Origin of the sequence: Pseudonocardia spirodelae, from assembly GCF_037727765.1 — a bacterium.
Taxonomy (GTDB): domain Bacteria; phylum Actinomycetota; class Actinomycetes; order Mycobacteriales; family Pseudonocardiaceae; genus Pseudonocardia; species Pseudonocardia spirodelae.
Genome location: NZ_JBBJUP010000022.1, coordinates 45,372 through 70,115, shown reverse-complemented (window position 1 = coordinate 70,115; position 24,744 = coordinate 45,372). Strand labels below are relative to the sequence as shown.

Annotated in this window: 24 protein-coding genes; 15 read left to right on the top strand and 9 right to left on the bottom strand. The window is 75.0% G+C overall.

Going from position 1 to position 24,744, the window contains the following annotated elements; genetic code table 11:
- Positions 1-73 precede the first annotated feature (73 nt).
- Entirely contained in the window at positions 74-967 is an 894-nt protein-coding gene (locus tag WJX68_RS22440) for a LysR family transcriptional regulator (RefSeq protein WP_340294356.1), read from the top strand.
- A 686-nt stretch (positions 968-1,653) separates the two neighbouring features.
- On the top strand, positions 1,654-1,917 hold the full coding sequence (locus tag WJX68_RS22435) for a hypothetical protein (protein WP_340294354.1): 264 nt from the start codon (positions 1,654-1,656) through the stop codon (positions 1,915-1,917).
- A 1-nt stretch (position 1,918) separates the two neighbouring features.
- Here the strand turns inward: WJX68_RS22435 and WJX68_RS22430 are convergent, their stop codons facing one another.
- On the bottom strand, positions 1,919-2,323 hold the full coding sequence (locus tag WJX68_RS22430; RefSeq protein WP_340294352.1) for a VOC family protein: 405 nt from the start codon (positions 2,321-2,323) through the stop codon (positions 1,919-1,921).
- A gap of 260 nt (positions 2,324-2,583) precedes the next feature.
- Positions 2,584-3,225, bottom strand: coding sequence for a class I SAM-dependent methyltransferase (locus tag WJX68_RS22425; protein WP_340294350.1), 642 nt, complete (start codon positions 3,223-3,225; stop codon positions 2,584-2,586).
- Positions 3,226-3,691: 466 nt separating this feature from the next.
- On the opposite strand from WJX68_RS22425, the gene WJX68_RS22420 reads away from it, so the two are divergent.
- A complete protein-coding gene (locus WJX68_RS22420) occupies positions 3,692-4,525 on the top strand; it encodes an Ltp family lipoprotein (RefSeq protein ID WP_340294348.1) in 834 nt (277 codons plus the stop codon).
- On the opposite strand, the gene WJX68_RS22415 is transcribed toward WJX68_RS22420, so the two are convergent.
- From WJX68_RS22415 to WJX68_RS22405, 3 genes are read right to left on the bottom strand one after another with little or no spacing between them, the layout of a single operon-like run.
- Positions 4,479-4,931, bottom strand: a complete 453-nt coding sequence (locus tag WJX68_RS22415; RefSeq protein WP_340294346.1) for an arsenate reductase ArsC — start codon at positions 4,929-4,931, stop codon at positions 4,479-4,481. The genes WJX68_RS22420 and WJX68_RS22415 overlap by 47 nt on opposite strands.
- Positions 4,928-6,007 (bottom strand): ACR3 family arsenite efflux transporter, encoded by a 1,080-nt coding sequence (gene arsB / locus WJX68_RS22410; protein WP_340294344.1) that lies wholly within the window; start codon positions 6,005-6,007, stop codon positions 4,928-4,930. Before arsB ends, WJX68_RS22415 begins: the two co-directional genes overlap by 4 nt.
- Positions 6,004-6,387 (bottom strand): ArsR/SmtB family transcription factor, encoded by a 384-nt coding sequence (locus WJX68_RS22405; RefSeq protein ID WP_340294342.1) that lies wholly within the window; start codon positions 6,385-6,387, stop codon positions 6,004-6,006. Before WJX68_RS22405 ends, arsB begins: the two co-directional genes overlap by 4 nt.
- A 72-nt stretch (positions 6,388-6,459) precedes the next feature.
- Here WJX68_RS22405 and WJX68_RS22400 point away from each other — a divergent pair, with 72 nt between their 5' ends.
- A complete protein-coding gene (locus WJX68_RS22400; protein WP_340294340.1) occupies positions 6,460-6,909 on the top strand; it encodes an ArsI/CadI family heavy metal resistance metalloenzyme in 450 nt (149 codons plus the stop codon).
- 37 nt (positions 6,910-6,946) lie between these two features.
- On the opposite strand, the gene WJX68_RS22395 is transcribed toward WJX68_RS22400, so the two are convergent.
- Both WJX68_RS22395 and WJX68_RS22390 read right to left on the bottom strand, forming a co-directional pair.
- Positions 6,947-7,543, bottom strand: a complete 597-nt coding sequence (locus tag WJX68_RS22395) for a GNAT family N-acetyltransferase (protein WP_340294338.1) — start codon at positions 7,541-7,543, stop codon at positions 6,947-6,949.
- A 16-nt stretch (positions 7,544-7,559) separates the two neighbouring features.
- Positions 7,560-8,555: an LLM class flavin-dependent oxidoreductase gene (locus WJX68_RS22390; RefSeq protein ID WP_340294336.1), complete on the bottom strand. Its 996-nt coding sequence runs from the start codon at positions 8,553-8,555 to the stop codon at positions 7,560-7,562.
- A 98-nt stretch (positions 8,556-8,653) separates the two neighbouring features.
- Between WJX68_RS22390 and WJX68_RS22385 the strand changes: the two genes are divergently transcribed.
- The 4 genes from WJX68_RS22385 to WJX68_RS22370 all read left to right on the top strand — a co-directional run bounded on the left by WJX68_RS22385 (position 8,654) and on the right by WJX68_RS22370 (position 13,421).
- Positions 8,654-9,682, top strand: coding sequence for a cation diffusion facilitator family transporter (locus WJX68_RS22385; protein WP_340294334.1), 1,029 nt, complete (start codon positions 8,654-8,656; stop codon positions 9,680-9,682).
- A gap of 133 nt (positions 9,683-9,815) precedes the next feature.
- A complete protein-coding gene (locus WJX68_RS22380) occupies positions 9,816-11,396 on the top strand; it encodes an MmpS family transport accessory protein (protein ID WP_340294332.1) in 1,581 nt (526 codons plus the stop codon).
- 73 nt (positions 11,397-11,469) lie between these two features.
- Positions 11,470-12,657 (top strand): MFS transporter, encoded by a 1,188-nt coding sequence (locus tag WJX68_RS22375; RefSeq protein WP_340294330.1) that lies wholly within the window; start codon positions 11,470-11,472, stop codon positions 12,655-12,657.
- A 110-nt stretch (positions 12,658-12,767) separates the two neighbouring features.
- The gene (locus WJX68_RS22370; protein WP_340294328.1) at positions 12,768-13,421 is read left to right on the top strand and encodes a hypothetical protein; all 654 of its coding nucleotides are present in this window, start codon (positions 12,768-12,770) and stop codon (positions 13,419-13,421) included.
- A 6-nt stretch (positions 13,422-13,427) separates the two neighbouring features.
- Here WJX68_RS22370 and WJX68_RS22365 read toward each other — a convergent pair whose 3' ends face one another.
- Together WJX68_RS22365 and WJX68_RS22360 are read right to left on the bottom strand one after the other, a co-directional pair.
- Positions 13,428-14,939, bottom strand: a complete 1,512-nt coding sequence (locus WJX68_RS22365) for an FAD-dependent oxidoreductase (protein WP_340294326.1) — start codon at positions 14,937-14,939, stop codon at positions 13,428-13,430.
- A gap of 112 nt (positions 14,940-15,051) precedes the next feature.
- Positions 15,052-17,094 carry a DEAD/DEAH box helicase gene (locus tag WJX68_RS22360; protein ID WP_340294324.1) on the bottom strand — a complete coding sequence of 681 codons (2,043 nt, stop codon included), beginning with the start codon at positions 17,092-17,094 and terminating at the stop codon, positions 15,052-15,054.
- A 567-nt stretch (positions 17,095-17,661) separates the two neighbouring features.
- On the opposite strand from WJX68_RS22360, the gene WJX68_RS22355 reads away from it, so the two are divergent.
- The 7 genes from WJX68_RS22355 to mmsB all read left to right on the top strand — a co-directional run bounded on the left by WJX68_RS22355 (position 17,662) and on the right by mmsB (position 24,697).
- Positions 17,662-18,228 carry an Rv1733c family protein gene (locus WJX68_RS22355; protein WP_340294322.1) on the top strand — a complete coding sequence of 189 codons (567 nt, stop codon included), beginning with the start codon at positions 17,662-17,664 and terminating at the stop codon, positions 18,226-18,228.
- Positions 18,204-18,497: an SHOCT domain-containing protein gene (locus tag WJX68_RS22350; RefSeq protein ID WP_340294320.1), complete on the top strand. Its 294-nt coding sequence runs from the start codon at positions 18,204-18,206 to the stop codon at positions 18,495-18,497. The genes WJX68_RS22355 and WJX68_RS22350 overlap by 25 nt, the downstream gene beginning before the upstream one ends.
- A 129-nt stretch (positions 18,498-18,626) precedes the next feature.
- The gene (locus WJX68_RS22345) at positions 18,627-19,511 is read left to right on the top strand and encodes an SMP-30/gluconolactonase/LRE family protein (protein WP_340294318.1); all 885 of its coding nucleotides are present in this window, start codon (positions 18,627-18,629) and stop codon (positions 19,509-19,511) included.
- Positions 19,512-19,559: 48 nt separating this feature from the next.
- Positions 19,560-20,606, top strand: coding sequence for a LacI family DNA-binding transcriptional regulator (locus WJX68_RS22340; protein ID WP_340294316.1), 1,047 nt, complete (start codon positions 19,560-19,562; stop codon positions 20,604-20,606).
- Between the two features lie 161 nt (positions 20,607-20,767).
- A complete protein-coding gene (gene chvE, locus WJX68_RS22335) occupies positions 20,768-21,898 on the top strand; it encodes a multiple monosaccharide ABC transporter substrate-binding protein (protein WP_422785757.1) in 1,131 nt (376 codons plus the stop codon).
- 37 nt (positions 21,899-21,935) lie between these two features.
- Complete coding sequence (locus WJX68_RS22330) at positions 21,936-23,462, top strand: ATP-binding cassette domain-containing protein (RefSeq protein WP_340294404.1); 1,527 nt, start codon at positions 21,936-21,938, stop codon at positions 23,460-23,462.
- Positions 23,459-24,697: a multiple monosaccharide ABC transporter permease gene (mmsB, locus tag WJX68_RS22325; protein ID WP_340294312.1), complete on the top strand. Its 1,239-nt coding sequence runs from the start codon at positions 23,459-23,461 to the stop codon at positions 24,695-24,697. The genes WJX68_RS22330 and mmsB overlap by 4 nt, the downstream gene beginning before the upstream one ends.
- The last annotated feature ends 47 nt before the right edge of the window (positions 24,698-24,744 follow it).

The window sequence follows — 24,744 nt, the reverse complement described above, 5'->3', positions numbered from 1 at the left end:
CGATGACAGGACGCTAGGCCCGCGGTCGGCGCGGGTGGAAATGCCGATCCAGCAGCACTTATGCTGCCCAGGCATGAGTGAGATGCCTGCGGAGCACGGGGTGGAGATGCGGCATCTGCGTGCGTTCGTGGCCGTCGCGCGGGAACGCAACTTCACCCGCGCCGCGCAGCACCTGCAGATCACCCAGCCCGCCCTGAGCCGCACCGTGGCGTCGCTGGAGCGTCTGGTCGGCACGGCCCTGTTCGCGCGGAACCGTCGCACGGTCGCGCTGACCGCGGCCGGTCAGCGGTTCCTGCCGCACGTGCATCGCACGCTGGCCGTGCTCGACGAGGCGGTCGACGCCGCGACCGGCGGACCACCCGTCCTGCGGGTCGGGTTCACCTGGGGTTCCACGGCCGAGTACACCGCGCCGATCGTGCGGGACTTCGAGAGGTCCCACCCGCAGGTAACGGTGGAGATCCGGCGTTACGACGACACCGTGGCCGGACTCGACGACGGCCGCACCCACGTGGGCTTCCTGCCCGGCGACCCCGCCGATCCTCGGTTCGCGACGCTGGTGCTGGCCGACGAACCCCGCGTCGTCGCTCTGCCGGCGGATCACCCGCTGGTCTCCGGCGACGACGTCGTACTGGCAGATCTCGCGAGCGAGACGATCGTGATCAACGTGGTCTCGGGCACGACCACGCTCGAGCTGTGGGAGCCGACCCGGCGCCCGGACACCGTCGTACGGGTCCGCAACGTCGACGAGTGGATGGAGGCGATCGCGGCCGGGCGGGGCGTCGGACTGACACCGGCCTCCACCGGACGTCTCTACACCCACCCGCAGATCCGCTACCGGCTCGTCGCGGACTCGCCGCGGGTACCGATCACGCTGGCTTGGCCGCGGCTGGCCGCGCATCCACTGGTCGCGGCGTTCGTCGCCAGTGCCGAGCGCATGCGGCATCGGCGAGATCACGACACGGCCTAGCTTAGGCGTCCGACGGACGACGGCTGGAGTCGCCCGATGCCCGTCGCCGGTGCGTCTCAGGACGGTGCCTCGGCGACGTCGACACCGTCGGTCGGCATTCTGGATGCGTGACCGTGCACAGCGTGCAGCACACGGACTGTAGTGGCCCCACCTGGAGAGCGGGGTAGCTCGGGACGGCGCCCATGGACGGCGTCCGCACCGGTGATCAGTCTGGTAAGGCGCGCGCCGTGTCGACCGCCGGACGTGAACCCGTCGATCCAACTTCGGCAGACCATCGGGCGCAGTCCACGCGCGAGGGGCCACGATCGCTTACGGCTCTGACGCTCCCGGTCGTATGGCGGCTCTGGAGACGGGCAAGTGGCTGCCTCGCTTCAAGATCATTGACCAATTTCAAGGAGCAGATGTGGAGCAGCGGGACGCGCTGTGCTGCATCCAACCGCATCGAACGGATCCGAACTGCATCCTCTGGCCTGCGCGTTTTCTATTTGTGCAGGTCGGGCACTTTCGTGAATTGTCCTGGGGGTCAAGGGGTCGCAGGTTCAAATCCTGTCGTCCCGACAGGCCGAACAACAGCCCGTTGATCTGGGAAACCCAGGTCGGCGGGCTGTTTCGCTGTCCGGGTGTCGATCATCGCGGTGGTCATCCCGCAGCCTCCTGGGGACCATGTGGGGCCCACTTACCCCGAGATGTTCCGGACCATCCGCGACGAGCGGACCACCGACCCGCTCCGCGTCCTCGGCACCACCGTCGAGTCGATCGGGTCCCTGCGCGGCGACACCTTCGACAGCCTCACCGAGGCTCGTCACGGTCGTGCGACCTGGGAGCAGATCGGCGACGCCCTCCACGAGCGGTCCGACGTCGTCTGTGACGGGTACTCGGCGATGGCCGAATCCCTCATGAGCCACGGGCCGGACCGTGCAGACCGCGACCGGGTCCGCGGAGCGCTGTGACTCACCCGGAGTCGGCGGGACCGAGCAGGTCCCAGTGGTTCCCGGAGATGTCGCGGAAGACGACGACCCGACCGTAAGCCTCTGTTCGTGGCTCTGTGAGGAACTCGACCCCGGCCGCTCGCATGTGTGCGTACCGATTCTCGAAGTCGGCGTCCCACAGGAAGAACCCGACCCGTCCAGCGTGCTGATCGCCGACTGCCGCGACTTGACGTTCTCCGTCGGCCCGAGCGAGCAGGATCCCGGTCTCTGCGCCCGCCGGCCGGACGACAACCCACCGTTTGGGGCGGCCGCCGTCGGTGTGTGCTGCCGAGTCCTTGACGAGGTCGAAGCCCAGCGTGTCCACGAAGAAGCCGATGGCCTCGTCGTAGTCGTCGACGACGAGTGCAGTGAGCTGTAGGTACGCCATGCGCACGAGAGTCCTGTGACCACGACCGTGACCGCGAGCCACCGGAGAACCGCGCGACACCACCGGACAGCCACGGACGCCGTCCTGTCGTCCCGACAGGCCGGAGGCCGGTATCCGACGCATCGGTACCGGCCTCTTCTCCTACGACCTGGTGCATCCCGCTCGGCCACGCCCGAGGGTCGCCGGTGCCGTCTCCACCGCAGCTCCTCCGTGGGTCCACCGGCGAGGACCCGTCGAGCGGGTGGCGGCGTCGGGGCCGGTCAGGCCTCGCCGCGGGCGAAGATGATCGCTCCGGGTACGTCCTCGTCCGGCCGCATCACGAGTTCCGCCTCGATCGTGAACGCCGCGTCACGCAGCCACCCGGCGACCGTGTCCGGCCGGCGGTGGTAGCTCTCGACGCTGATCGGGCGGCCCGTGTAGCCCTCGGACGTGTGTCGTGCCTCGTCGCCGACGTGGAAGCCGACGAGCAGCGGTCCGCCCGGGCGCAGGACGCGGCGGAACTGCTCGAACACGCCGGGCACGGCGTGATCGGGCACGTGGACCACGGACCAGAACGCGACGACGCCTGCGACCGAGCCGTCGGCCAGGTCCAGATCGGTCATCGTCCCCACCGCGAAGCGGCAACCGGGGTGGTCACGGCGCGCGATGGAGATCAACTCGGGTGAGAGGTCGATGCCGAACGCGTCCACACCGGCCTCGTTCAGGTGGCCGGTGACATAGCCCGTTCCGCAGCCGATGTCGAGGACCGGCCCGCCTCCGGCACGGTGCACCGACTCGGCGAACACCCCCAGGCCCGCGCGCAGGTACGGGCTCCTGTCGAGCAGCCCCCGGACCTTCTCGGCGTACCCGGCCGCGTCGGTGTCGTAGGAGGACCGGGTATCCGACAGCCAGTCGTCAGGCACGGGCGCCACCGTAGCCCGAGGCCTCCGCCGTCCGCCGGATCCGGCCGGGGGCCCGGACCCGGCGGCTGCGCGGCACAGGCGACGACGACGGGTCCGGCGGCAGGGCCCAGCCCGCCGCGTCCGGCGCTGTCGGCGGCGTAGGTGAGGTACGCCGCCGCACCGGAGAAGGGGACGGCGGCGACCACGAGGGGACCGAGGACGCGGCGCAGCTGCCACCCCGGGTCGGCGGGACGGGGGAGCCCCCGGCGCGACGTGCGGCACCCGGCGGACGTGGAACGCGGTCGCGCGGACGGAGAGGACCGCGAGCGTCGCCCACAGCCGCCGCCGGACGTCACGGGCGAACGGTGGCACCGCCGCGGTCGTCGCCGCGTCCGACGTCCCGGGGCCGGCCGGGCCGGCGTCCCCATTCCTGATGAACGGGTACCGCCGATTGCAACACCGGATCCCCCCGTACGACGTAGTGGCCATGACGACCTCGCAGACCCCCCAGGACCCCTTCCGCGCCACCCCCTCCGGCCGGTACCCGCAGCCGGGCCGGATCCCGCAGCAGCGGAGCCCGCAGCAGGACCGGACCACGCAGCAGTGGGCCCCGTCGCCGTGGAGCGCGCCGCAGGACCGGACGGCGCAGCAGTGGGTCGCGTCGCCGTGGAGCGCGCCGCAGGACCGGGCGGCGCAGCAGTGGGCCGCGTCGCCGTGGAGCACGCAGCAGGACCCGGCCACCCGGCAGTGGCCCCGGGCGCAGCAGCCGCCCCCGCCGCCCGCCGCGCGGCGCCGGCGGAGGTGGCCGTTCGTGGTCGGTGGCCTCGCCGTCGTGGTCGTCGCCGCGGCCGCGGCCGGTGGGGGCGGCGGGAGCGCCGAGACCCCGGTGGCCGCGGCGCCGGCCTACGCGCCCGCCGTCGTCCCGCCCACCCTCGTCGCGCCGGCCCCGGCCGCCGTGCCTGCTCCGAGCGCCACGGCGTCCGCCCCCGCGTCGTCCGCCGTGGTCCCGGCCCGGCCGGCCGCCCCGGCCCTGTCGGTGAGCAGGCAGAACGCCGTCGAGTCGGCCAGGAGCTACCTCGACGTCGGCGCGTTCTCCCGCACCGGGCTGATCGACCAGCTCGAGTTCGAGAACTACTCCACCGCCGACGCCACCTACGCCGTCGACCACGTGACCGTCGACTGGGACGAGCAGGCCGCGAAGTCCGCGAAGAGCTACATGGACATCAGCTCGTTCTCCCGTCAGGGGCTGATCGACCAGCTCGAGTTCGAGGGCTTCACCGCTGCGCAGGCCCGGCACGGCGCGGACTCGGTCGGGCTCTGACCCCGGTCACGTCCAGCTCGACGAGCAGCCCCCGCACCCGGCGGTCGATCTCGTCCCGGATCGGCCGGACGGCGTCGGCGCCCTGCCCGGCGGGGTCGTCGAGCTGCCAGTCCAGGTAGCGCTTGCCGGGGAACACCGGGCACGCGTCGCCGCAGCCCATGGTGATCACGACGTCGGACGCCTCGACCGCGTCGGTCGTGAGCTTCTTCGGCGTGGCCCCGGCCAGGTCGATGCCGATCTCGGCCATCACCTCGCGGACGGCCGGGTTGATCGTCTCGGCGGGTGCGGACCCGGCCGAGCGGACGGTGACGGCGTCGCCGCCGTGGTGGGCGAGCAGGGCGGCGGCCATCTGGCTGCGTCCGGCGTTGTGGACGCAGACGAACAGCACCTCGGGCACCCGGGTCACGACACGGCTCCGTTCCGGGGGACGAGGCGGCGGCGCAGCCACAGCGAGACGTACACCAGCGCGACGAGCACGGGCACCTCGATCAGCGGCCCGACGACCCCGGCCAGCGCCTGGCCCGAGGTGACCCCGAAGGTGCCGATGGCGACGGCGATCGCGAGCTCGAAGTTGTTGCCCGCGGCGGTGAAGGCGAGGGTCGTGGTCCGCTCGTAGCCCATGCCGACGGCGCGGCCCAGCGCGTAGGACCCGGCCCACATCAGGGCGAAGTACGCGAGCAGCGGCAGCGCGATCCGCGCGACGTCGAGCGGGCGCCCGGTGATCGCCTCGCCCTGCAGCGCGAACAGCAGCACGATCGTGAACAGCAGGCCGTAGAGCGCGAACGGCCCGATCCGCGGGATCAGCCGCTCCTCGTACCAGGCGCGGCCCTTCGCGCGCTCGCCGATCCGGCGGGTCAGGAAGCCGAGGAGCAGCGGGATGCCGAGGAACACCAGTACGGACCGCACGATGTCCCAGGTCGAGAACGCGACCTCGGTGACGGGCAGCCCGAGCCACCCGGGCAGACCGACGAGGTAGAACCAGCCCAGCGCGCCGAACGCGACGACCTGGAACACCGAGTTCAGCGCGACGAGCACGGCGGCGGCCTCCCGGTCGCCGCACGCGAGGTCGTTCCAGATGACGACCATGGCGATGCAGCGGGCGAGCCCGACGATGATCAGCCCGGTGCGGTACTCGGGCAGGTCGGGCAGCATCAGCCAGGCCAGGGCGAACATCAGTGCGGGCCCGAGGACCCAGTTCAGCATCAGCGAGGTGACCAGCAGCCGCCGGTCGCCGGTGACGGTGCCGAGACGGTCGTAACGGACCTTGGCCAGGACCGGGTACATCATCACCAGCAGGCCCAGCGCGATCGGCAGGGAGATCCCGTCGACGGCGAGCGCGTCGAGCGCGGGGGCCAGGCCGGGCACCAGCCGTCCGAGCAGCAGCCCGGCGACCATGGCGGCGATGATCCAGACCGGCAGGAAGCGGTCGAGGGTGGACAGCCGTGCGACGACGCGGCCGTCGTCGGTCGTGGTGGTGCTCACCGGGCCGCACCCGCCGCGGGACGGCCGGTCGCGACCGGTGCGAGGACGTCGGCGAGCCGGCCGAGCACGCCGGGCAGGACGCGGTAGTAGACCCAGGTGCCGCGGCGCTCCCCGGCGATCAGGCCGGCCTCGCGCAGCACCTTGAGGTGGTGGGAGATCGTCGGGCCGGACAGCGCGAACACGTCGGTCAGGTCGCAGACGCACGCCTCGCCCCCCGCGTGCGAGGCGATCAACGACAGCAGCCGCAGCCGCACCGGGTCACCCATCGCCTTGAACACCCGCGCCAGGTCCCCGGCCTGGTCACCGGAGAGCGGTTCGGCGACCAGGGGGGAGCAGCACTCGACCCCGCTGCCGGGGGACGGCGGACCTTGCTTCGACATACTTCTATCTTGACAAACGTCGAAGCATGCGCGCAACCTCTGTATCGACATCGATCGAAACAAGGAGGGGTCATGTCCCGTGTGCAGCTCGCCCTGCGGGTGTCGGACCTGGAGGGCTCGATCGCGTTCTACCGGTCGCTGTTCGGCGTCGAGCCGGCCAAGCGCCGGCCCGGCTACGCCAACTTCGCCGTCGCCGAACCGCCGCTCAAGCTCGTGCTGATCGAGGGGGCGCCGGGCCGCCCGACGGTGCTCGACCACCTCGGCGTCGAGGTCGGGGACACCGCCACGGTGCACGAGGCCACCGAGCGGCTGGCCGGGCTGGGGCTGTTCACGCAGGTGGAGAACGACACCACCTGCTGCTACGCCCGTCAGGACAAGGTGTGGGTGCACGGCCCCGGCGACGAGCCGTGGGAGGTCTACACCGTCACCGACGACTCCCCGGAGTACGGCGGCGACGGCGTCGTGACCCCGATGGCGGACGCACGGGCGGGCCGCCCCGACGGGTGCTGCGCCCGGTCCTGAGCCCGGTCCCGGGCCCGGCGGCGGGTCCGCGCCCGGGTCAGGCGGCCACCGGCTCCACGACCCGGGTCACGACCCACCGGTGCGGGGAGATCGGGCGGGTCCGGGTGAAGCCCTGGTCCTCGAAGACGGCCATCGGTCCGGTGTGCAGGAACGACCCGGCCACCGAGCGGTCGTCGGTCTCCTCCGGGTAGCCCTCGACGACGCCGCCACCACGGCGCGCGATCTCGGCGAGGGCGCCCGCGAGCGCCGCCGCCGCGACCCCGCGCCTGCGCAGGCCCCGGCCGGTGAAGAAGCAGGTGACCCGCCAGTCCGGCAGCGCGGTGAGGCCCTGCTCGTAGCGCCGCCTGCTCTTCACCCGGGGCAGCTCGGCGGGAGTGCCGAACTGGCACCAGCCCAGGCAGTCCTCGCCGTCGAACACCAGGACGTTGTGGGTGGTGCCGCGCAGGACACGGTCGTGCTTCTCGGCGCGGTTGCCCTCCGGAGTGCGGCCGGCGCCGAGCGCGACGTGGAACCCCACGCACCAGCAGCCGCCCCACACCCCGTTGTTCGCCTCGGCGAGCCGGGCGAAGGCGGGCCAGGTGCCGTCGTCGAGCATGCGGACGACGAGGGCCGGGGAACGGTCGGCGCCGGTCACCGCCCCACGGTAGCGGTCAGCTCGCGTTCTGCACCTTCGTGGCGAGCAGCTCCCAGCTGCGCCACCAGCTCTCCCGCCGCGGCGCCGGGCCGGTGACGATCAGCTCGTCGGCGTCGGCGTGCCGGGCGAACTCCTCCAGGTAGCTCTGCACGGTGGCCGGCGTCCCGGCGGCGGTGTAGCGGGTCATCGAGCGGATCTGCTCGCCGGAGGGGCCGTCCAGGACGGCGTCGGTCTCGGCGTCGGTGAGCGAGGCGCCGCGCCGGCCGGTGAACAACCGCACCCGCGAGCGCTGCACCTCGCGCCGGATCCCGGCCGCCTCGTCGTCGGAGTCGGCGACGATGACGTTGACACCGGCCAGCACGTGCGGCTGTGCCAGCTGCTCCGACGGCCGGAACTCGCGGCGGTACAGGGCGACGGCCTGCTCCAGGGCGTCCGGCGCGAAGTGCGACGCGAAGCCGTAGGGCAGGCCGAGCGCGGCGGCGACCCGGGCGCCGTAGAGCGAGGACCCGAGGATCGTCAGCGGCACGCCGGTGCCGCGGCCCGGGTGCGCCTCGACGCCGGGGACGATGCTGGTCGAGCCGAGGAACGCCTGCAGCTCCTGCACGTCCTGCGGGAAGCGCTCCGAGGCGCGCGGGTCGCGGCGCAGTGCGCCGAAGGTCGCCTGGTCGGTGCCGGGTGCGCGCCCCAGCCCGAGCTCGATGCGGCCGGGGTGGAGCTCGGCGAGCGTGCCGAACTGCTCCGCGACCTGCAGGGGGGAGTGGTTGGGCAGCATCACGCCGCCGGAGCCGAGCAGGATGCGCTCGGTGCGGGCGGCGACGTGGGCGATGAGCACGCTGGTGGCCGCCGACGCGATCGAGGACATGTTGTGGTGCTCGGCGTACCAGATGCGGCGGAAGCCCCAGTCCTCGGCGCGTTGCGCCAGGGTCGTGCTCGCCTCCAGTCCCTGGGCGACGGTCTCACCCCGGGCCACGGTGGCCAGGTCGAGGATCGACAACGGCAGCGGGAGCGGCATGACAGCACCTCACGGATCGACACGGTGACACCCCTGCAACGACGGAGGGGGCTCCGGTCTTCCCGGCGGATCCGCCCGCCCACCCCTACGCTTCCCCGGTGGCGGATGACGGGGCGACACCGGAGAGCACCCTCACGGTCCTGCTGGCGATGGGGGCCAACGCCGCGATCGGCGTCCTCAAGCTGCTCGCGGGACTGTTCACCGGGTCGGCGGCGATGCTGGCCGAGGCGGCGCACTCCGCCGCCGACACCGCCACCGAGGCGCTGCTGCTGACCGGTCTGCGCCGGTCGTCGCGCCCGGCCGACCGGCGTCACCCGTTCGGCTACGGCAAGGACCGCTACTTCTGGGCGCTGCTCGCCGCCGTCTCGATCTTCGTGTCGGGCGGGGTGTTCGCGATCGTGGAGGGGATCCGGGCCATCGCGAGCGGGGAGTCCGAGCAGACCCTGGCGTGGGTCGCCTACGCCGTGCTGGGCCTGTCGTTCCTGCTGGAGGGGACGTCGTGGGTGCAGGCGGTGCGCCAGGTGCGGTCCGAGGCGCGGGCGGAGGGGGTGACGGTGCGGCAGTGGCTGCGCACCACCGACGACCCGACGGTCGTCTCCGTGCTGTACGAGGACAGCGCCGCGCTCGTCGGGCTGCTGCTGGCCTTCGCCGGGGTCGGGCTGCACCAGCTGACCGGGTCGGGGGTGTGGGACGGGATCGCCTCGCTGCTCATCGGCCTGCTGCTCACCGGCGTCGCCTACCTGCTCGGCAACACGAACAAGGGGCTGCTGATCGGACGCCAGGCGGCACCGCGGCTGGTCCGCTCGATCCGCGACTTCCTGGCCGGTCACGACGGCGTCAGCGCGGTGGTGGACCTGCTGACGATGATGGTGGGCACCGACCAGGTTCTGCTGTGCGCGCGCCTGGACCTCGACGACGCGCTCACCGCGTCCGAGGTCGAGCGGATGTGCGCCCGGCTGGAACGGGAGCTGCGCGCGGAGTTCGCCGAGCTCGACGAGATCTTCCTCGAGCCGGTCCCGCGGGAGGACCCGGACGTGCGCGCCCGGGTGCTGGGCCGCTACGGCACCGCTCCCGTCGACCACACCGCTCCCGGCGACCACCCCGCGCCGGCCGACGGCACCGCCTGAGTCGCCCCCGGGAGCGCGTCCGACCGGGTGAGCAAGGGGCCGTTCGAGGGGACGTGCCGCCGAGGCCGATGCCGATCCGTAACTGTCGTTGCGCCGACTCGTTGAATCGGGCACGGCAGCGAAGGGGGTCGTCGTGGCAGGACCGATGTGGGATCCGGACAGTGGTTCCTGGGTGCTCGACGACGCCCCGGCGTCGACGGCCCCGCGGCGGGCCCGGCGCCGGGCGGTGGACGTCCTCGACCCGGACGGTGACCGTCCCGAGGCCACCCGCCCGGCGACGCCCGGCCCGGGCTACGTGCCGCGGCGGGTCCGCGGGCGCCGTCGTGCGCCGGAGGGGCCGGTGGCCCACCCGGCCGGGGACGTCCCGGTGGACCGGTCACCGGCCGGTCGCCGCCGTCGCCCGGAGGAGCCCGGAGGGCCGGTCGCGGACCCGCCGTGGGCCGGGCTCGTGCACGACGCGCTGACCCACGCCCCGCCGGAGTGGCCCGGCGCGCCGGGCGGCACCGGGTACGGGCCGGTGCCGGCGGAGCGGCCGCGCCCGGCCGGGCCCCGCCACGACGGCCGCCGGGTCGACCACCGGGTCGACCACCGCGACGACCGCCGGGGCGACCACCGCGACGACCACCGCGACGACCACCGCGACGACCACCGCGACGACCACCGCGACGACCACCGCGATGGCGCGTACGACGCCGGTCCGCACGACGCCGGTGCCCACGACCCGGGTCCGGGCGACGCCGGTCCGCACGGCGCCGGTCCGCACGGCGCCGGTCCGCACGGGCGCCGTCGCCGCCGCGCCGCGGATCCGTCGGCGACCAACGGGTTCCGTGCCCTGGTGGACTCCTACGAGCCCGGCGCCGCGGTCCGCCCGCCGCGCTACGGCGACGACGGCTGGGGCCTGCCGGCGGACGCGCCCCGCGCCGCCGTCGCACCGGTGGGCCGCCGCCCGCACCGCTACCGCCCCGAGCCGGTGCCCGCCGTGCCCGACCCGCACGACGAGGTCGACGCGCACCCCCGCTACGGGGCCGACCCGTACGAGCCCGGCGCCCCCGAGGACGACGGGTACGGGGCCGGCGCGTACGGGCCCGACACCTACGGGGAGCTGCCCGGACAGCACGACGAACCCGATCCGTACGGCGCCGGCGACGGCGCCGGCGACGGCGACGGCGGGGACCGGCCCGACGCGGAGCGCGCGAGGGCGCGACGCCGCCCGCGCCGCCGCATCCGGCTGCTCACCCGCGGCCGCCTGTGGGCGGTCGGCGCCGCCGCGGCCGTCGTCGCGGCGGTCCCGATCGGGTTCGCCCTGCTCGGCGGTCCCGACGACGGCGCCGTCCCGGCCGAGGGCACCGTCGCGTTCAACACCTCCACCGGCACCGGAAGCGGCCAGCCCGGCGTCGCACCCGCCGCGCCGACCGCGGCCGTCCCGGCCGGGGCGGCCGCGCCCGCGGCGGCCGAGGTGGTCTACGAGGTGACCGGCTCGGGGACCGCCGGGACCATCACCTACGGCGCCGGGACCTCGGTGGCGCAGGTGGCCGGCGTCGCGCTGCCCTGGTCGGGCACCACCTCGACGGCCGACGGCGGCGCCGAGTACACCCTCACGGCCTCCGGCGGCTCGGGCGAGCTCGCCTGCCGCATCGTCGTCGACGGTGCGGTGGTCTCCGAGGAGCAGGCCACCGGCGAGTACGCGGCCGTGTCCTGCAGCGGCCGTCGCTGACGGCGCCGGCGGCGCCCCCGCGGCCTAGGCTGCGGGGGTGCCCCCCGTCGCGCCGCCCGGCGCCTGATCCGCGGTGCTGCGTTCCCGGCCCCGCCCCCCGGCGTTCGCGACGGCGGCACTGGCGTTCGTCGTGGTCTGCGCCGCGGCCGGCGTGCCCGCCCCGCTCTACGTCGTCTACCAGCGCACCTACGGCGTCCCGACGATCGCGCTGACCGGCGCGTTCGCCGTCTACATCGTCCCGTTGCTGGTCGCGCTGCTGTGCTGCGGACGCCTGTCCGACCACCTCGGGCGGCGCCGCGTCGCGGTGCCCGCGCTGCTCGTGGGCGCGGCGGCGTGCCTGGTGCTGGCGACGGTGGACTCCGCGCTCCCGCTGATCGCCGGGCGGGCGGTGCAGGGCGCGTCGGTGGGGCTCGCGCTCGGCGCGCTGGGCGCCTGGGTCGTCGACCTGGCCGCGCCGGGGCGCCCGTCGCTCGCCGGGGCGATCACCAGCGGTGCCCCGCCGGGTGGGATCGCGCTCGGCTCCCTGGCGTCGGGGGCCGCGCTGCAGCTCGCGCCGTCCGGGGCGCCGGTGGGGGTGTTCGTCGTCGCCGCCGTCGTGCTGACGGGCGCGGCGGCGGCACTGGTGCTGCTGCCGGAGACCGCGGCACGCCGCCCCGGGACGCTGCGGTCGCTGCGGCCCGAGGTCGCCGTCCCCGCCGCGGCGCGCGCGGTGTTCCCGGCGGTGTGCCTGGTCGTGGCCGCCACCTACGTCCTCGGCGGGTTCACCCAGGCGCTGGCGCCGTCGCTGGCGGTGTTCGTGCTCGGCCGCGACGACCTGTTCAGCGGGGCGCTGGCCGTCGCGGTGTACCACCTCGCCGGGCCGCTCGCGGGGCTCGCGTCCGGCCGGATCCCGGCGGTGCGTGCGCTGACCGGTGGCGCCGCGCTGCTGGCGGCGGGGACGCTCGGGTTCGTCGCGGCGATCGCCGCCGGGAGCTTCGCCGCCTACCTCGCGGCGGCCGTCGTCGCGGGGGCCGGGTTCGGCGTCGCGTTCGCCGGGGCGATGCGGGTGCTGCTCGCCCGCAGTCCCGACGGCACCCACGCGGGGACCCTGGCCGCGGTCTACCTGTACTGCTACCTGGCGGCCGCGGTGTCGAGCCTGCTGGCCGGGGCGGCGGTGGGGGCGTGGGGGCTGGCCGCCGTGGCGTCGGTGCTGTGCGGGGTGGTGGTCGTGATGGTCGTGGCGGGCGCGGCGGGGACGGTGCTGCGGCTGTGCCGGGAGTGACCGGGCCGACCCGGCCGAACCGTTCCGATACACTGTACTAGTACACTGTGTTACCGTGCGGGGGCGAGGCCGGAGAGGTGTGCCGGCCACAGGACGAGGTCGGGGGACCCATGGCGACGACGTGGCGGACGCAGTGGACACGACGACGGGTGCGGCCCGGGGACGGGCGGGCGCTGAAGCCCTTCCGCTGGTGGCAGATGCTCGTGGGACGGGCGCTGCTGCACCTCGACCTCACCGGTCCCGACGGCCGTCCGGTCCGCTGGTCGGTCGACGTGCGCCACCAGGGCGACGCCGACGGCCGGGTCGTCGCGCACCTCTACCGCGACGGCCGCCACGACGCGTCCTCGCGGGTGCCGGCACTGCTGCCGGCCGGGGGCGGCGAGATCGAGGTGCGGACCTCGGCGGCCGGGCTGCGTCGCTGCCACTGGACGGCCCCCGACGGCACCGTCCGCCCGCTGACGCCCGACCCGCGCTCCGCGGAGGGCCGCCGGGCCCGTCTCGAACGCCGCCGCCCCGGCCTGAGCAGGGCGATCGGCGCCGTGTCGGTGCTGGCGCTGGTCGTCGGGCTCGGGCTGAACCTGCTGCAGATCGCGGGCCACGTCTCCCGCATCCCGCCGATCGCGGAGACCATCGGCGTGTTCGTCTCGCCGGTGGTGCTGCCGGTGTGGCTCAACGTCACGCTCGGGCTGGCCGCGGCGCTCGGCGCCGCCGAGCGGGCGCTGCGGATGCGCCACCACTGGCTGCTCGACGCAGCCGGCACCTGAGCCGGGTCAGGCGGCCGGGCCGAACCAGCGCCGGGCCGCGGCGTCGAACCCGGCGTCGGCCCCGGCGTCGTCCTGCGGGGCACCGACCCAGGCGACGACGCCGTCCGGGCGCAGCAGCACCGCGCGGACGCCGAGGTCGTCGCGCAGCGGCCCGCCGGCGTAGCGGATCCGGCCCGGCCGGCGTGCCGCGGCCGCCCGCAGCGTGGGGTCGTCGCGGGTGTCGAGCAGCACGCCGTGCCCGTCGGCCGTCAGGTCGGCGAGGCGGGTGCCGTCGGTACCGCGGAACTCCGGTGCGACCCGCCCGAGCAGCGGGTGGCCCGGGCCGAGGTCGTAGCCCAGACCGGCCCCCGAGACGCGGCGGTGGACGTAGGTCGTGCCGTCGCGGGTGGACAGCAGGTCACGCACGACCTCCTGCAGCGCGGGCGCACCGGGCCTCAGCAGCGCGACCTGCGCGCGGGACCAGTCGAGGACCTCGGCGGCGACCGGGTGCCGCTCGGCCTCGTAGGTGTCGAGCAGGCCCTCGGGGGCGCGGCCCTGCACGGTGGCGGCCAGCTTCCAGCCGAGGTTCAGCGCGTCGCCGAGGCCGGTGTTGAGGCCCTGCCCGCCGAGCGGGGAGTGGATGTGCGCGGCGTCGCCGGCCAGCAGGACGTTCCCGCGGCGGTAGGTGGTGGCCTGCAGGGTGCGGTCGGTGAAGGTGGAGACCCGGCGCACCGCGCGCAGCGTCACGCCGGTGCCCGACACCCGGCGCAGGACCTCCTGCAGGTGCTCGCGGGTAGGGGTCCGCGAGCGGTCGAAGGCGCCGCCGTCGAAGTCCATGATCCCGAGGTGCCCGGGGGCGGGCATCCGCAGGTACATGCCCTGCGGGGTGGGGTTGAAGCCCGGCGCGAGCACGTCGAGGTCCTCGAGGTCGGCGTCCAGGACGTAGCCGGTGAACAGCGGTTCGGTGCCCGCGACGTCGAACCCGGCGAGCCGGCGCACCGTGCTGCGGCCTCCGTCGCAGCCGACGACCCGGCGGGCCGCCAGGGTGTGCCCGCCCGCGGTGACGACGGCGCCGTGGGCGGTCTGCTCGACGGCGGTCACCGCGGCGCCGCGCACGATCCGGACCCCGAGCTCCTTCGCGCGGCGGGCGAGGACCTGCTCGACGTCGTCGAGCTGCACCATGAGCCACTCGGTCGCCGGGCTCGGCAGCCGCGGCGGCAGCGCGCCGAGGTCGACGTCGGCGCCGTCGAGCATGATCCCGGCGAAGTGCCCGGCCGAGCGCAGCGGCGGGACCTCCGCCGGGTCGTCGTCGGCGGCGGGGGCGCCGACGGCCGCGCGCAGCGGCTCCAGCAGCCCGCGCCGGTGGAACGCCTCCACCGACGACGGCGTCAGCCCGCGCATCCCGAGCGGGGCGGTCCGCCACGGCGAGGGCCCCTCCGGCTCGCGTTCGAGCACCACCACCGAGCAGCCCGCGAGACCCAGCTCGCAGGCCAGGAACAGACCGACCGGTCCCGCTCCCACGATCACCACGTCGTCCACTGCGCCCACCGTGCCTTCCGTCGTCGAGGTCATGCCCCGACGGTGCGCCGCCGCGCTGGCACGGCGCACGCATCCGGCTGGCACGACGCCCGCACGGACCGCGGCGCCGGTGTCAGGCCGCCAGGTCGGCCTCCAGCGCCTCGGTGAGCAGGGCGACCAGGGCCTCGCGCTGCACGTCGGCCGAGGACCCGGAGACGTCGTCGGCGCCGTCCAGCGCCGCCGCCGCCAGCCCGGCCTTGCTGTCGATCAGGTCCGCGATACGGGCGTCGATGGTCTGCGCGGCCAGGATCCGCCACGCGGTCACCGGCTCCGACTGCCCGATCCGGTGGCTGCGGTCGATCGCCTGGGTCTGCTCGGCGGCGGTCCACGACAGCTCGGCGAGCACGATGTTCGAGGCGACCTGCAGGTTCAGCCCGACACCGGCCGCGGTCAGCGAGCACACCGCCACCGCCACACCCGGGTCGTCGGTGAAGGCGTCGATGTTGCGCTGGCGCACCGACGGCGTCTGGTCGCCGCGGATCGAGGAGTACCGCACGCCCTGCTTGGCGAAGGTCTGCTCGGCGAGGTCCATGACATCGACGTGCTTGGCGAAGAAGACGACCTTGCCCGCGCTGCGTGCGATCTGCACCGCGTAGTCCGCCGCCAGCCCGGCCTTGGCCCGGCCGAGCCGGCGCATCATCGTGAAGACGTTGTCGCCGGAACCGGCCTCGGCGGCGTCCTTCTGCTCCCAGCCGGCGACCTCCCGGACCAGGCCGTGGTCGATGCCCTCGACCGTCGACCCGGAACGACGGGTGGACAGCGCGGCGGTGTAGCGGGCGACCATCCGCCGGGCCAGGGCCTTCTCCGCGGCCCGGACGGAGCGGCCGGTCGGGCCGTCGATCTCCACCGGCAGGTCCGCGATCCGCCGGGCCGGGATGTCCGCGGCCACATCGATCTTGCGGCGGCGCACGATGCCCAGGTCCACCACGCACTGGCGCGCGGCCCGCTCGAACAGCGCGTCGGCCGGGGTCATACCGGTATCGGTCAGGGCGTCGAGCAGCGCGGCGCGCGGCTTCGTCGCGTCGATCCAGCCGAGGAACTGCCAGATGGCGAGGAAGTCCTCGACGTCGTTGATCAGCGGGGTGCCGGTCAGGGCCATCAGCAGCGGCCGCGGCGTGAACGCCCGGATCCGCTCGGAGATCTCCAGCACGTGGCGGGACCGCTGCGACGTGCGGTTCTTGATGAAGTGGGCCTCGTCGACGACCATGCCGCGGAACCCGAAGTCGCCCATCCAGCCGATGTGGCGGTCGAGCACCTCGTAGTTCACGACGACGATGTCGGCGAACCCGTCGACGGAGTCGCCGTTGCCCTGGATCGCGGTGGCGCGCCGGCGCGGCGCCCACAGCGCGGCCTCGCGCACCCAGTTCGTCTTCACCACGTTCGGCACGACGACCAGCAGCGGGTAGGCGTTGGCGGCCTCCGCGGCGCGCAGCGCCTGCGCGGTCTTGCCCAGGCCGGGCTCGTCGGCGAGCAGGAAGGTGCGGTGGCCCTCCTCGGCGGCCGCGACCAGGCGCGCCTGGTGCGGCATCAGCTCGAGCCCGCCCGGCACCGGCCGGGTCGACGGCTCCGGCAGCTCCATGCAGGCCGGGGCGCCGGCCCCGGCGCGCTCGAAGGAGCGCAGCAGCGGCCCGAGCAGCTCCCAGCCGGTGAGCGGTGTCGGGCGGGGACCGGCGGGCACGGGCTGGGAGAAGTCGGGGGCCAGGAACGGGTTGGCCATCTGGCGGGCCACCACCGACTGCGGCACGACCTGCGGCTTCGCCGGGACGGCGGGGAGCTCCACCGGTGGCGGGGGCTCCTCCTCGGCGACCTCGATGCCGGCCGAGCGGAGCAGCTCGCGCTTGAGCGCGCGTGCCGCGTCGGACACGACGGCGTCGTCGGCGAGCAGGGCGAGCAGCCCGGCGTCGCGGACCGCGTCCATCGCCAGTGCCTTCGCGATCTCGTCGAGCCGCTGCAGGGTCTCGGCCCGCTTGGCGTCGTCGTGCCGGTCGCGGACCCGGGCGCGTTCGTCGCGCAGCAGGAGCGCGACGGTCTGGAACTTGGTGCGGGTGGCCGGGGTGACCCGGCCGCTGCGCAGGGCGGTCCGCACCTCCCGGGCGGCCCCGGTCAGCACCGACATCACGTCGTTGCCGCGGCTGCGGCCGCCGCCGCGCCGACGCTGGGGGGTGCCCTGGCGAGCCCCGGTGCGGGGCCTGCCTCCTCGCGCCACGTACTGCTCCTCGTCGACGGTGCGGGCGCCGGTCCGTCGGCCGCGGCCCCGTCGGGGAGCCACGGCCGGGCGTGCGCGGTGGCGAGGGGCCGTCCGGCCCCTCCGCGCCACGGACCGGCGGGTGGGGATCGCAGTCACGGACGTCGGCGGTCCGGCTGCGGGAAGCGCCACAGGCCGTCGACGGTGCTCCGGGACCCGCTGTGCGGACCGGCCGGTCGGGCCGGACCGGTGCAGCGGACCTGATCCGCGCTCCACAGTACCCGGCGACGGCCGTCCCGGCGCGTGACACACCGCTCGACGTGCCGAGTCGCACGCGCGGGTTCCGGTACCGGGCGTCCCGCGGGCCCCGGGGGACCGGGCCAGGCACGAAGGTCCCGTCCGGCCGGGCCCGCGGGCCCCCGTCCGGCGGGCGGGCCGGCCCTGCCGCGCCCCCGGTCCGGCGGCGCATCCTCGGTGCCGACCCGGGGAGGTGGCGGGATGGGCCGTCGGACGCGGTCGGAGCCGAACCGCGCCGGTGCGCGGGCGCGGCTGCTCGAGGACCTGCTGTCGGTGCTGGTCGCGCTGGCCCTCGCCGTGGCCGGGCTGGCGTGCGTCGCCGCGGGGCTCGCCGCGCGCGACGCGACCCTGGACCGGGCCCGCGCCGAGGCGGCCGACACACAGGCCACCCCCGCGGCGCTGCTGGCCGACGCGACACCGGTGCCGGGCGCCGCGGGCCCGGAGCGCTACCGGGCGCCCGTCGGGTGGACCGGGCGCGACGGCGTCGCCCGCACCGGCACGGCGGCCGTCGCGGTGCCGTGGCACGCGGGGGACCCGGTGACGGTGTGGACCGGCCGGGACGGACGACTGGTCCGCACCCCGCTCACCCCGTCCGACGCCGTCGCGGCGGGCGTGCTCACCGGCCTGATGGCCGCGGTGCCCGCCGGACTGCTGGTGGCGGGCGCCGCCGCCGCGGGGTTCGGCTGGACCGGGCGGCGGCTGGCGGGGGCGTGGGAGCAGGAGTGGGCCGAGGTCGAACCGACGTGGAGCGGCCGGAGCCGGCGCTGAGCCGGGAACGGGAGGACGCGATGAACGGCTGGTACGGCCCGATGGCCGGAGGTGGGCTGCTGATGGGGCTGACCGGGCTGCTGGTGCTCGTGGCACTGGTCGCCGCGGGCGTGTGGCTGGTACGCACGGCCGGGCGGCCCGGGGAGCGCGGCGGATCCGGTTCGCGCGCGGCCGCGGTGCTCGCCGAGCGCTACGCCCGCGGCGAGATCGACGACGACGAGTACGAGCGCCGCCGCCGGATCCTGGACGGTGACCACCCCGCACGTTGACGCCCCGGCTGTGAGCGCTAACAATGCTCCGGACGATCACAGCGGGGTGGTGGACGTGCGGAGCAGCAGGACGGACGGCGGCGGCGCGCCGGTGGTGGGCCCGCCCGGGCCTGCGGGGGACGCGGCCCGGTGAGCGCGCGGGAGCTGTCGGCCGAGGCCGTCACCGGCCCGGTGTGCGAGCACGGCGAGGGCCCGGTCTGGGACCCTGCGGCCGGCGGGGTGCGCTGGGTCGACCTGCTCGCCGGCGCGGTCTGCGAGCTCACCGGCGACGGGGTGCGCCGCGTCCCGGCCGGCGGACCGGTCGCGGCCGCGATGCGCCCGCGCCGCGGCGGCGGCACCGTGCTGGCCGGTGAGCGCGGGTTCGTGCTGCTCGACCCCGGCCTGCGGGTACAGCGTCGGCTGCCCGACCTGTGGGACGACCCCGGCGTGCGGTTCAACGACGGCGCCGCCGACCCGTCGGGCGCCTTCTGGTGCGGCACGATGGCCTACGACGAGCGACCCGGCGCGGGGACGCTGTACCGGCTCGGGCCCGACCTGGTCGCCGAGCCCGCGCTGACCGGCGTCACCGTCTCCAACGGACTCGCCTTCACCGCCGACGGCCTGCGGGCGTACTACGTGGACACCCCGACCGGGCGGGTCGACCTGTTCGACGTCGACCCCGGGGCCGGGGCGGCGGGCCTGCACCACCGGCGCCCCGCGGTCGTCGTCGACCCGGGCCACGGGGTGCCGGACGGGCTCTGCCTCGACGCCGAGGGCGCGCTCTGGGTGGCGCTGTGGGGCGGCGGCGCGGTGCACCGCTACACCCCGGACGGGGCGCTCGACACCGTCGTCCGGCTCCCGGTGGGCCGGGTGACCGCGTGCACGTTCGGTGACGAGGACCTGGGCACGCTCTACGTCACGACCTCCCGTCAGGGGCTGGGGCCGGGCGAGCTCGCCGGCCAGCCCGCGGCCGGCGCGCTGTTCGCCGTCCGCCCGGGGGTCCGCGGGGTGCCGGTGACCGCGTTCGCCGGGTGAGGACCGGCTACTGTCCGTACCGCGGACGCGGAGGGGGTGGAGGGGGCCGTGGTGGAACGGAACCGGCGCGGACCGTCGATGTTCGACGTCGCCCGGGTCGCGGGCGTCTCGCACCAGACGGTCTCCCGCGTGCTCAACGCGCACCCCAACGTCCGCGAGGCGACCCGGGTCCGGGTGCTCTCGGCCATCGACGAGCTCGGCTACCGCCCCAACCGCGCCGCCCGCACCCTGGTCACCGGCCGTGACCGGGTGCTGGGTGTCGTCGCGCCCGGCTCGACGCTGTTCGGGCCGGTGTCGATGCTTGCGGCCTTCGAGGAGCAGGCGGTGCAGGCCGGGTTCGGCGTCAGCGTCGTGCGGATCCGCGCGCTCGACGGCACCTCGGTCCGCGAGGCCGTGCAGCGCCACCTCGACGGGCAGGTGTCGGGGATCGTCGTGATCGCGCCGGTCGCGCCGGTGGCCGCGGCGCTGGAGGAGCTGCCCCGCCCGGTCCCGCTGGTGACCGTGGACGGCGACCCCGACCGGCCCGGCGCGATGGTCACCGTCGACCAGGTCGAGGGCGGCCGGCTCGCCACCCGCGCGCTGCTCGCGGCCGGGCACCGCACCGTCTGGCACGTCGCGGGCCCGCCGGACTGGTTCGACGCGGCCGGGCGCGCGGCGGGCTGGGCCGCGGAGCTGCGTGCGGCCGGCCGCGAGGTCCCGCCGGTGGTGCCGGGGGACTGGAGCCCCGACGCCGGGTACCGCGCCGGGCAGTTCCTGGCGCGCATGCCCGAGGTCACCGCCGTCTTCGCGGCCAACGACGCGATGGCCACCGGGCTGCTGCACGCCCTGCACGAGCGCGGGCGTGCCGTGCCCGGCGAGGTGAGCGTCGTCGGGTTCGACGACGTGCCCTCCTCGGCGCACCTCATCCCGCCGCTGACCACGATGCGCCCGGACTTCGAGGCCGTCGCGCGGCGGGTGCTGGACCTGTTCGTCGCGGCCGAGGCAGACCCGGGCCCCGACGCCGCCGCGGGCGCGGCGAGCCCGCGCGCGGTGGTCCCGGTGCTCGTCGAGCGCGCCAGCGTGGCCGCCCCGCCGGCGGACGCCCCCGCCCCGTAGCGACGACCGCGCGTGGCCGCCCGGTGACGTGACGTCACCGTCCGCGACGAACCGGGCGCAGGTGATTCCGCTCTCACTCGCTGTTTGTTAACGTTCACAGTCGAGGCCGGGGCACCCCGCGCCACACCGTCTCGAAGGGGAGATCGCCCGTGTGGAAGAGGATGCGCGCCGTCGCGGTCGGCGCACTGCTGGTGCTGGGGCTCGCCGCGTGCGGCGGCCAGGGGGCCGGGGGCGGCGGCGGTGCCGGGAGCGGCGGAGCCCCGCAGGACATGCTCGTCGGCGTCGCGATGCCGACCCAGACCTCCGAGCGCTGGATCGCCGACGGCAACGCCGTGCGCGACCAGCTCTCCGCCGCCGGCTACCGGGTCGACCTGCAGTTCGCGAACGACGACATCCCGACCCAGTCCCAGCAGATCGACCAGATGATCACCCAGGGCGCCGACGTCCTGATCGTCGCGGCGATCGACGGCACGGCGCTGTCGGGCCAGCTGCAGGCGGCGAAGGCCGCGAACATCCCGGTCATCGCCTACGACCGGCTGATCCGCGAGACCCCGGACGTCGACTTCTACGTCACCTTCGACAACTTCCAGGTCGGGGTGGCCCAGGCACGCGCGCTGCTCACCGGGCTCGGCCTGCAGAAGGCCGACGGCACACCGGGCGCGGAGAAGGGCCCGTTCGTCGTCGAGCTGTTCGCCGGCTCGCTGGACGACAACAACGCCTTCTACTTCTACGACGGCGCCATGTCGGTGCTCCGGCCGCTGATCGACGCCGGGACGCTGCGGGTGCGCAGCGGCCAGACCGGCATCGAGCAGATCGCCACGCTGCGCTGGGCACAGGAGACCGCGCAGAAGCGGATGGAGGACCTGCTCACCGGCTCCTACAGCGACGGCACCCGCGTCGACGGCGTCCTCTCGCCCTACGACGGGATCTCCCGCGGCGTCATCACCGCGCTGCAGAACGCCGGCTACGGCTCCGCGGCCCGGCCGCTGCCCGTCGTCACCGGGCAGGACGCCGAGATCGCCTCGGTCAAGATGATCGCCGACGGGCAGCAGAGCTCGACGATCTTCAAGGACACCCGCGAGCTGGCGAAGCAGGCCGTCGCCGCGTCGACGGCGTTCCTGCAGGGCCGCACCCCCGAGGCCAACGACACCACCACCTACGACAACGGCGTGAAGGTCGTGCCCTCCCACCTGCTGCCGGTGCAGACGGTGTTCCGGGCCGACATCACCCCGAAGCTGGTCGACACCGGCTACTACACCGCCGAGGACGTCGCCCGTGGCCGGCAGGGCTGAGCCGGCCGCCGGGCCGGGCGGCGACACGGTCCTGCAGATGCGCTCGATCACCAAGACGTTCCCGGGGGTCACCGCGCTCTCCGACGTCTCGCTGCAGGTGCGGCGCGGGGAGATCCACGCGATCTGCGGGGAGAACGGCGCCGGGAAGTCGACGCTGATGAAGGTGCTCTCCGGGGTGCACCCGGCCGGCGACTACGAGGGCGAGATCGTCCTCGACGGCGAGCCCGCCCGGTTCGCCGGCATCCGCGACAGCGAGGCCCGCGGCGTCGTGATCATCCACCAGGAGCTCGCGCTGGTGCCGCACCTGTCGATCGCGGAGAACGTGTTCCTGGGCAACGAGCGGCGCGGCCGGTTCGGCCTGGTGGACCGGGCACGGGCGCACCGCGAGGCCGCCGCGCTGCTCGCCGAGGTCGGGCTCGACGAGAGCCCGGCCACCCCGGTGGGGCGCCTCGGCGTCGGCAAGCAGCAGCTGGTCGAGATCGTCAAGGCGATGGCCAAGGACGTGCGGCTGCTGATCCTGGACGAGCCGACCGCGGCGCTCAACGACACCGACTCCGCGCACCTGCTGGACCTGCTGCGCCGGTTCCGCGACGGCGGGATCACCGCGATCATCATCTCGCACAAGCTCGACGAGATCGTCGCGGTCGCCGACCGCACGACGGTGATCCGCGACGGCGCCACCGTCGAGACCTTCGCCGTCGCCGACGAGCCGCGCCCGCGCGAGCGCATCATCCGCGGCATGGTCGGGCGCGACCTCGACTCGTTCTACCCCGGCCGTGAGTCCGCGCCGGGGGAGGAGATGCTGCGCGTCGAGGACTGGACGGTGCGCCACCCCACCCAGGACCGCACCGTCGTCGACGGGGCCTCGCTCACCGTGCGGGCGGGCGAGGTCGTCGGGATCGCCGGGCTGATGGGCGCCGGGCGCACCGAGCTCGCGATGAGCGTGTTCGGGCGCAGCTGGGGGCGCCACACCGGGGGGCGGGTGTACGTCGGCGGCCGCGAGGTGTCCACGCGCACCGTCGCCGAGGCCGTCGGTGCGGGCATCGCCTACGTCACCGAGGACCGCAAGCACTACGGCCTCAACCTGATCGACGACGTGACCCGCAACGTCTCCGCCGCCGGTCTCGGCCGCCTCGCCCGGGCCGGCTGGGTCGACGGCGACCGCGAGCGCCGCGTCGCCGAGCAGTACCGGCGCGACCTGGGGATCCGCACCGCGGGCGTCGGCACCCGGGTGGGGACGCTCTCCGGCGGTAACCAGCAGAAGGTCGTGCTGGCGAAGTGGCTGTTCACCGAGCCCGACGTGCTGATCCTCGACGAGCCGACGCGCGGCATCGACGTCGGCGCGAAGTACGAGATCTACACCATCGTCAACCGGCTCGTCGCGGCCGGGAAGGCGGTGCTGGTGATCTCCTCCGAGCTGCCGGAGCTGCTCGGGATCTGCGACCGCATCTACACCCTGTCCGCCGGCCGGATCACCGGTGAGGTGCCGGTCGGCGAGGCGACGCAGGAGGGGCTGATGGCCCTGATGACGCTGACGACCGACGAGCCGGAGACCGCCGCATGACCACGACGCTGCCGAAGAGGGACCCGGCCGGGGAGCGCGGCGGCACCGCGCTGCACACCGGCACCTCCGACCTGCGCACCCTGCTGACCCGCAACCTGCGCCAGAGCGGCATCTCCATCGCCTTCGTCGCGATCGTGGCGCTGTTCGCGGTGCTGACCGGCGGGGTGTCGCTGAGCCCGGGCAACATCACCAACATCGTCCTGCAGTACTCCTACATCCTGGTCCTCGCGATCGGCATGGTGATCGTGATCGTCGGCGGGCACATCGACCTGTCGGTGGGCTCGGTGGTCGCGCTGACCGGGGCGATCGCGGCCGTGCTCGTCATCGGCGACGGGCTGCCCTGGTGGGTCGGGGTGGCCGCCGCCGTCGGGACCGGTCTGCTGGTCGGGGCCTGGCACGGCTTCTGGGTCGCCTACGTCGGCATCCCCGCGTTCATCGTGACCCTGGCCGGGATGCTGCTGTTCCGTGGCATGACCCTGCAGGTGCTCGGCAACATCTCGCTCTCGCCGTTCCCGTCGGAGTACCAGCAGCTCGCCGGCGGGTTCCTGAACGGGCTGATCGGCGGGCAGGGCTACGACGCGTTCACGATGCTGATCGCGGCCGTCGGCGTCGCCGGGTACGCGGTGCTCGCCCACCGGGCCCGGGTCGCGCGGGTGCTGGACCTGCAGCAGGTCGAGTCGTTCCCGCTGTTCGCCTGCCGGATCGCGCTCGTCGGGCTGGTGGTGCTGGCCTTCGCCTGGCAGCTCGCGACCTCCCGCGGCCTGCCGGTGGTGCTGATCGTGCTGTCGGTGCTCGTCATCGCCTACGGCCTGGTCACCCGGCGCACGGTGTTCGGCCGCCACGTCTACGCCCTGGGCGGCAACGCCGCGGCGGCCCGGCTGTCGGGCGTGCGGACCCGCCGCGTCACGTTCTGGATCTTCGTGAACATGGGCTTCCTCGCCGGGGTCGCCGGGGTCATCTACTCGGCGCGCTCCAACGGCGCGCAGCCCGCGGCGGGCACGATGTTCGAGCTCGACGCCATCGCCGCGGCGTTCATCGGCGGCGCGGCGGTGACCGGCGGCGTCGGCACCGTGGTCGGGGCGCTGGTCGGCGGCCTGATCATGGCGGTGATGAGCAACGGCATGCAGCTCATGGGGGTCGACCAGTCCGTGCAGTCGGTGGTCAAGGGCCTGGTGCTGCTGCTGGCCGTGGCGTTCGACGTCTGGAACAAGCGCCGGGTCCGCGGCGACGGCTGAGCGCCGGTGCCGCCGCCGGTGTGAACGCCGGGGACCGGGGGTACCCG

Coding starts and splice junctions, on each gene's coding strand:
- WJX68_RS22420 (WP_340294348.1), top strand. CDS start 3,692: ATGACGACCTCGCAGACCCCCCAGGACCCCTTCCGCGCCACCCCCTCC.
- WJX68_RS22435 (WP_340294354.1), top strand. CDS start 1,654: ATGTTCCGGACCATCCGCGACGAGCGGACCACCGACCCGCTCCGCGTC.
- WJX68_RS22370 (WP_340294328.1), top strand. CDS start 12,768: ATGGCGACGACGTGGCGGACGCAGTGGACACGACGACGGGTGCGGCCC.
- WJX68_RS22440 (WP_340294356.1), top strand. CDS start 74: ATGAGTGAGATGCCTGCGGAGCACGGGGTGGAGATGCGGCATCTGCGT.
- WJX68_RS22355 (WP_340294322.1), top strand. CDS start 17,662: ATGGGCCGTCGGACGCGGTCGGAGCCGAACCGCGCCGGTGCGCGGGCG.
- chvE (WP_422785757.1), top strand. CDS start 20,768: ATGCGCGCCGTCGCGGTCGGCGCACTGCTGGTGCTGGGGCTCGCCGCG.
- WJX68_RS22405 (WP_340294342.1), bottom strand. CDS start 6,387: ATGTCGAAGCAAGGTCCGCCGTCCCCCGGCAGCGGGGTCGAGTGCTGC.
- WJX68_RS22400 (WP_340294340.1), top strand. CDS start 6,460: ATGTCCCGTGTGCAGCTCGCCCTGCGGGTGTCGGACCTGGAGGGCTCG.
- WJX68_RS22390 (WP_340294336.1), bottom strand. CDS start 8,555: ATGCCGCTCCCGCTGCCGTTGTCGATCCTCGACCTGGCCACCGTGGCC.
- mmsB (WP_340294312.1), top strand. CDS start 23,459: ATGACCACGACGCTGCCGAAGAGGGACCCGGCCGGGGAGCGCGGCGGC.
- WJX68_RS22430 (WP_340294352.1), bottom strand. CDS start 2,323: ATGGCGTACCTACAGCTCACTGCACTCGTCGTCGACGACTACGACGAG.
- WJX68_RS22330 (WP_340294404.1), top strand. CDS start 21,936: ATGCGCTCGATCACCAAGACGTTCCCGGGGGTCACCGCGCTCTCCGAC.
- WJX68_RS22360 (WP_340294324.1), bottom strand. CDS start 17,094: ATGTCGGTGCTGACCGGGGCCGCCCGGGAGGTGCGGACCGCCCTGCGC.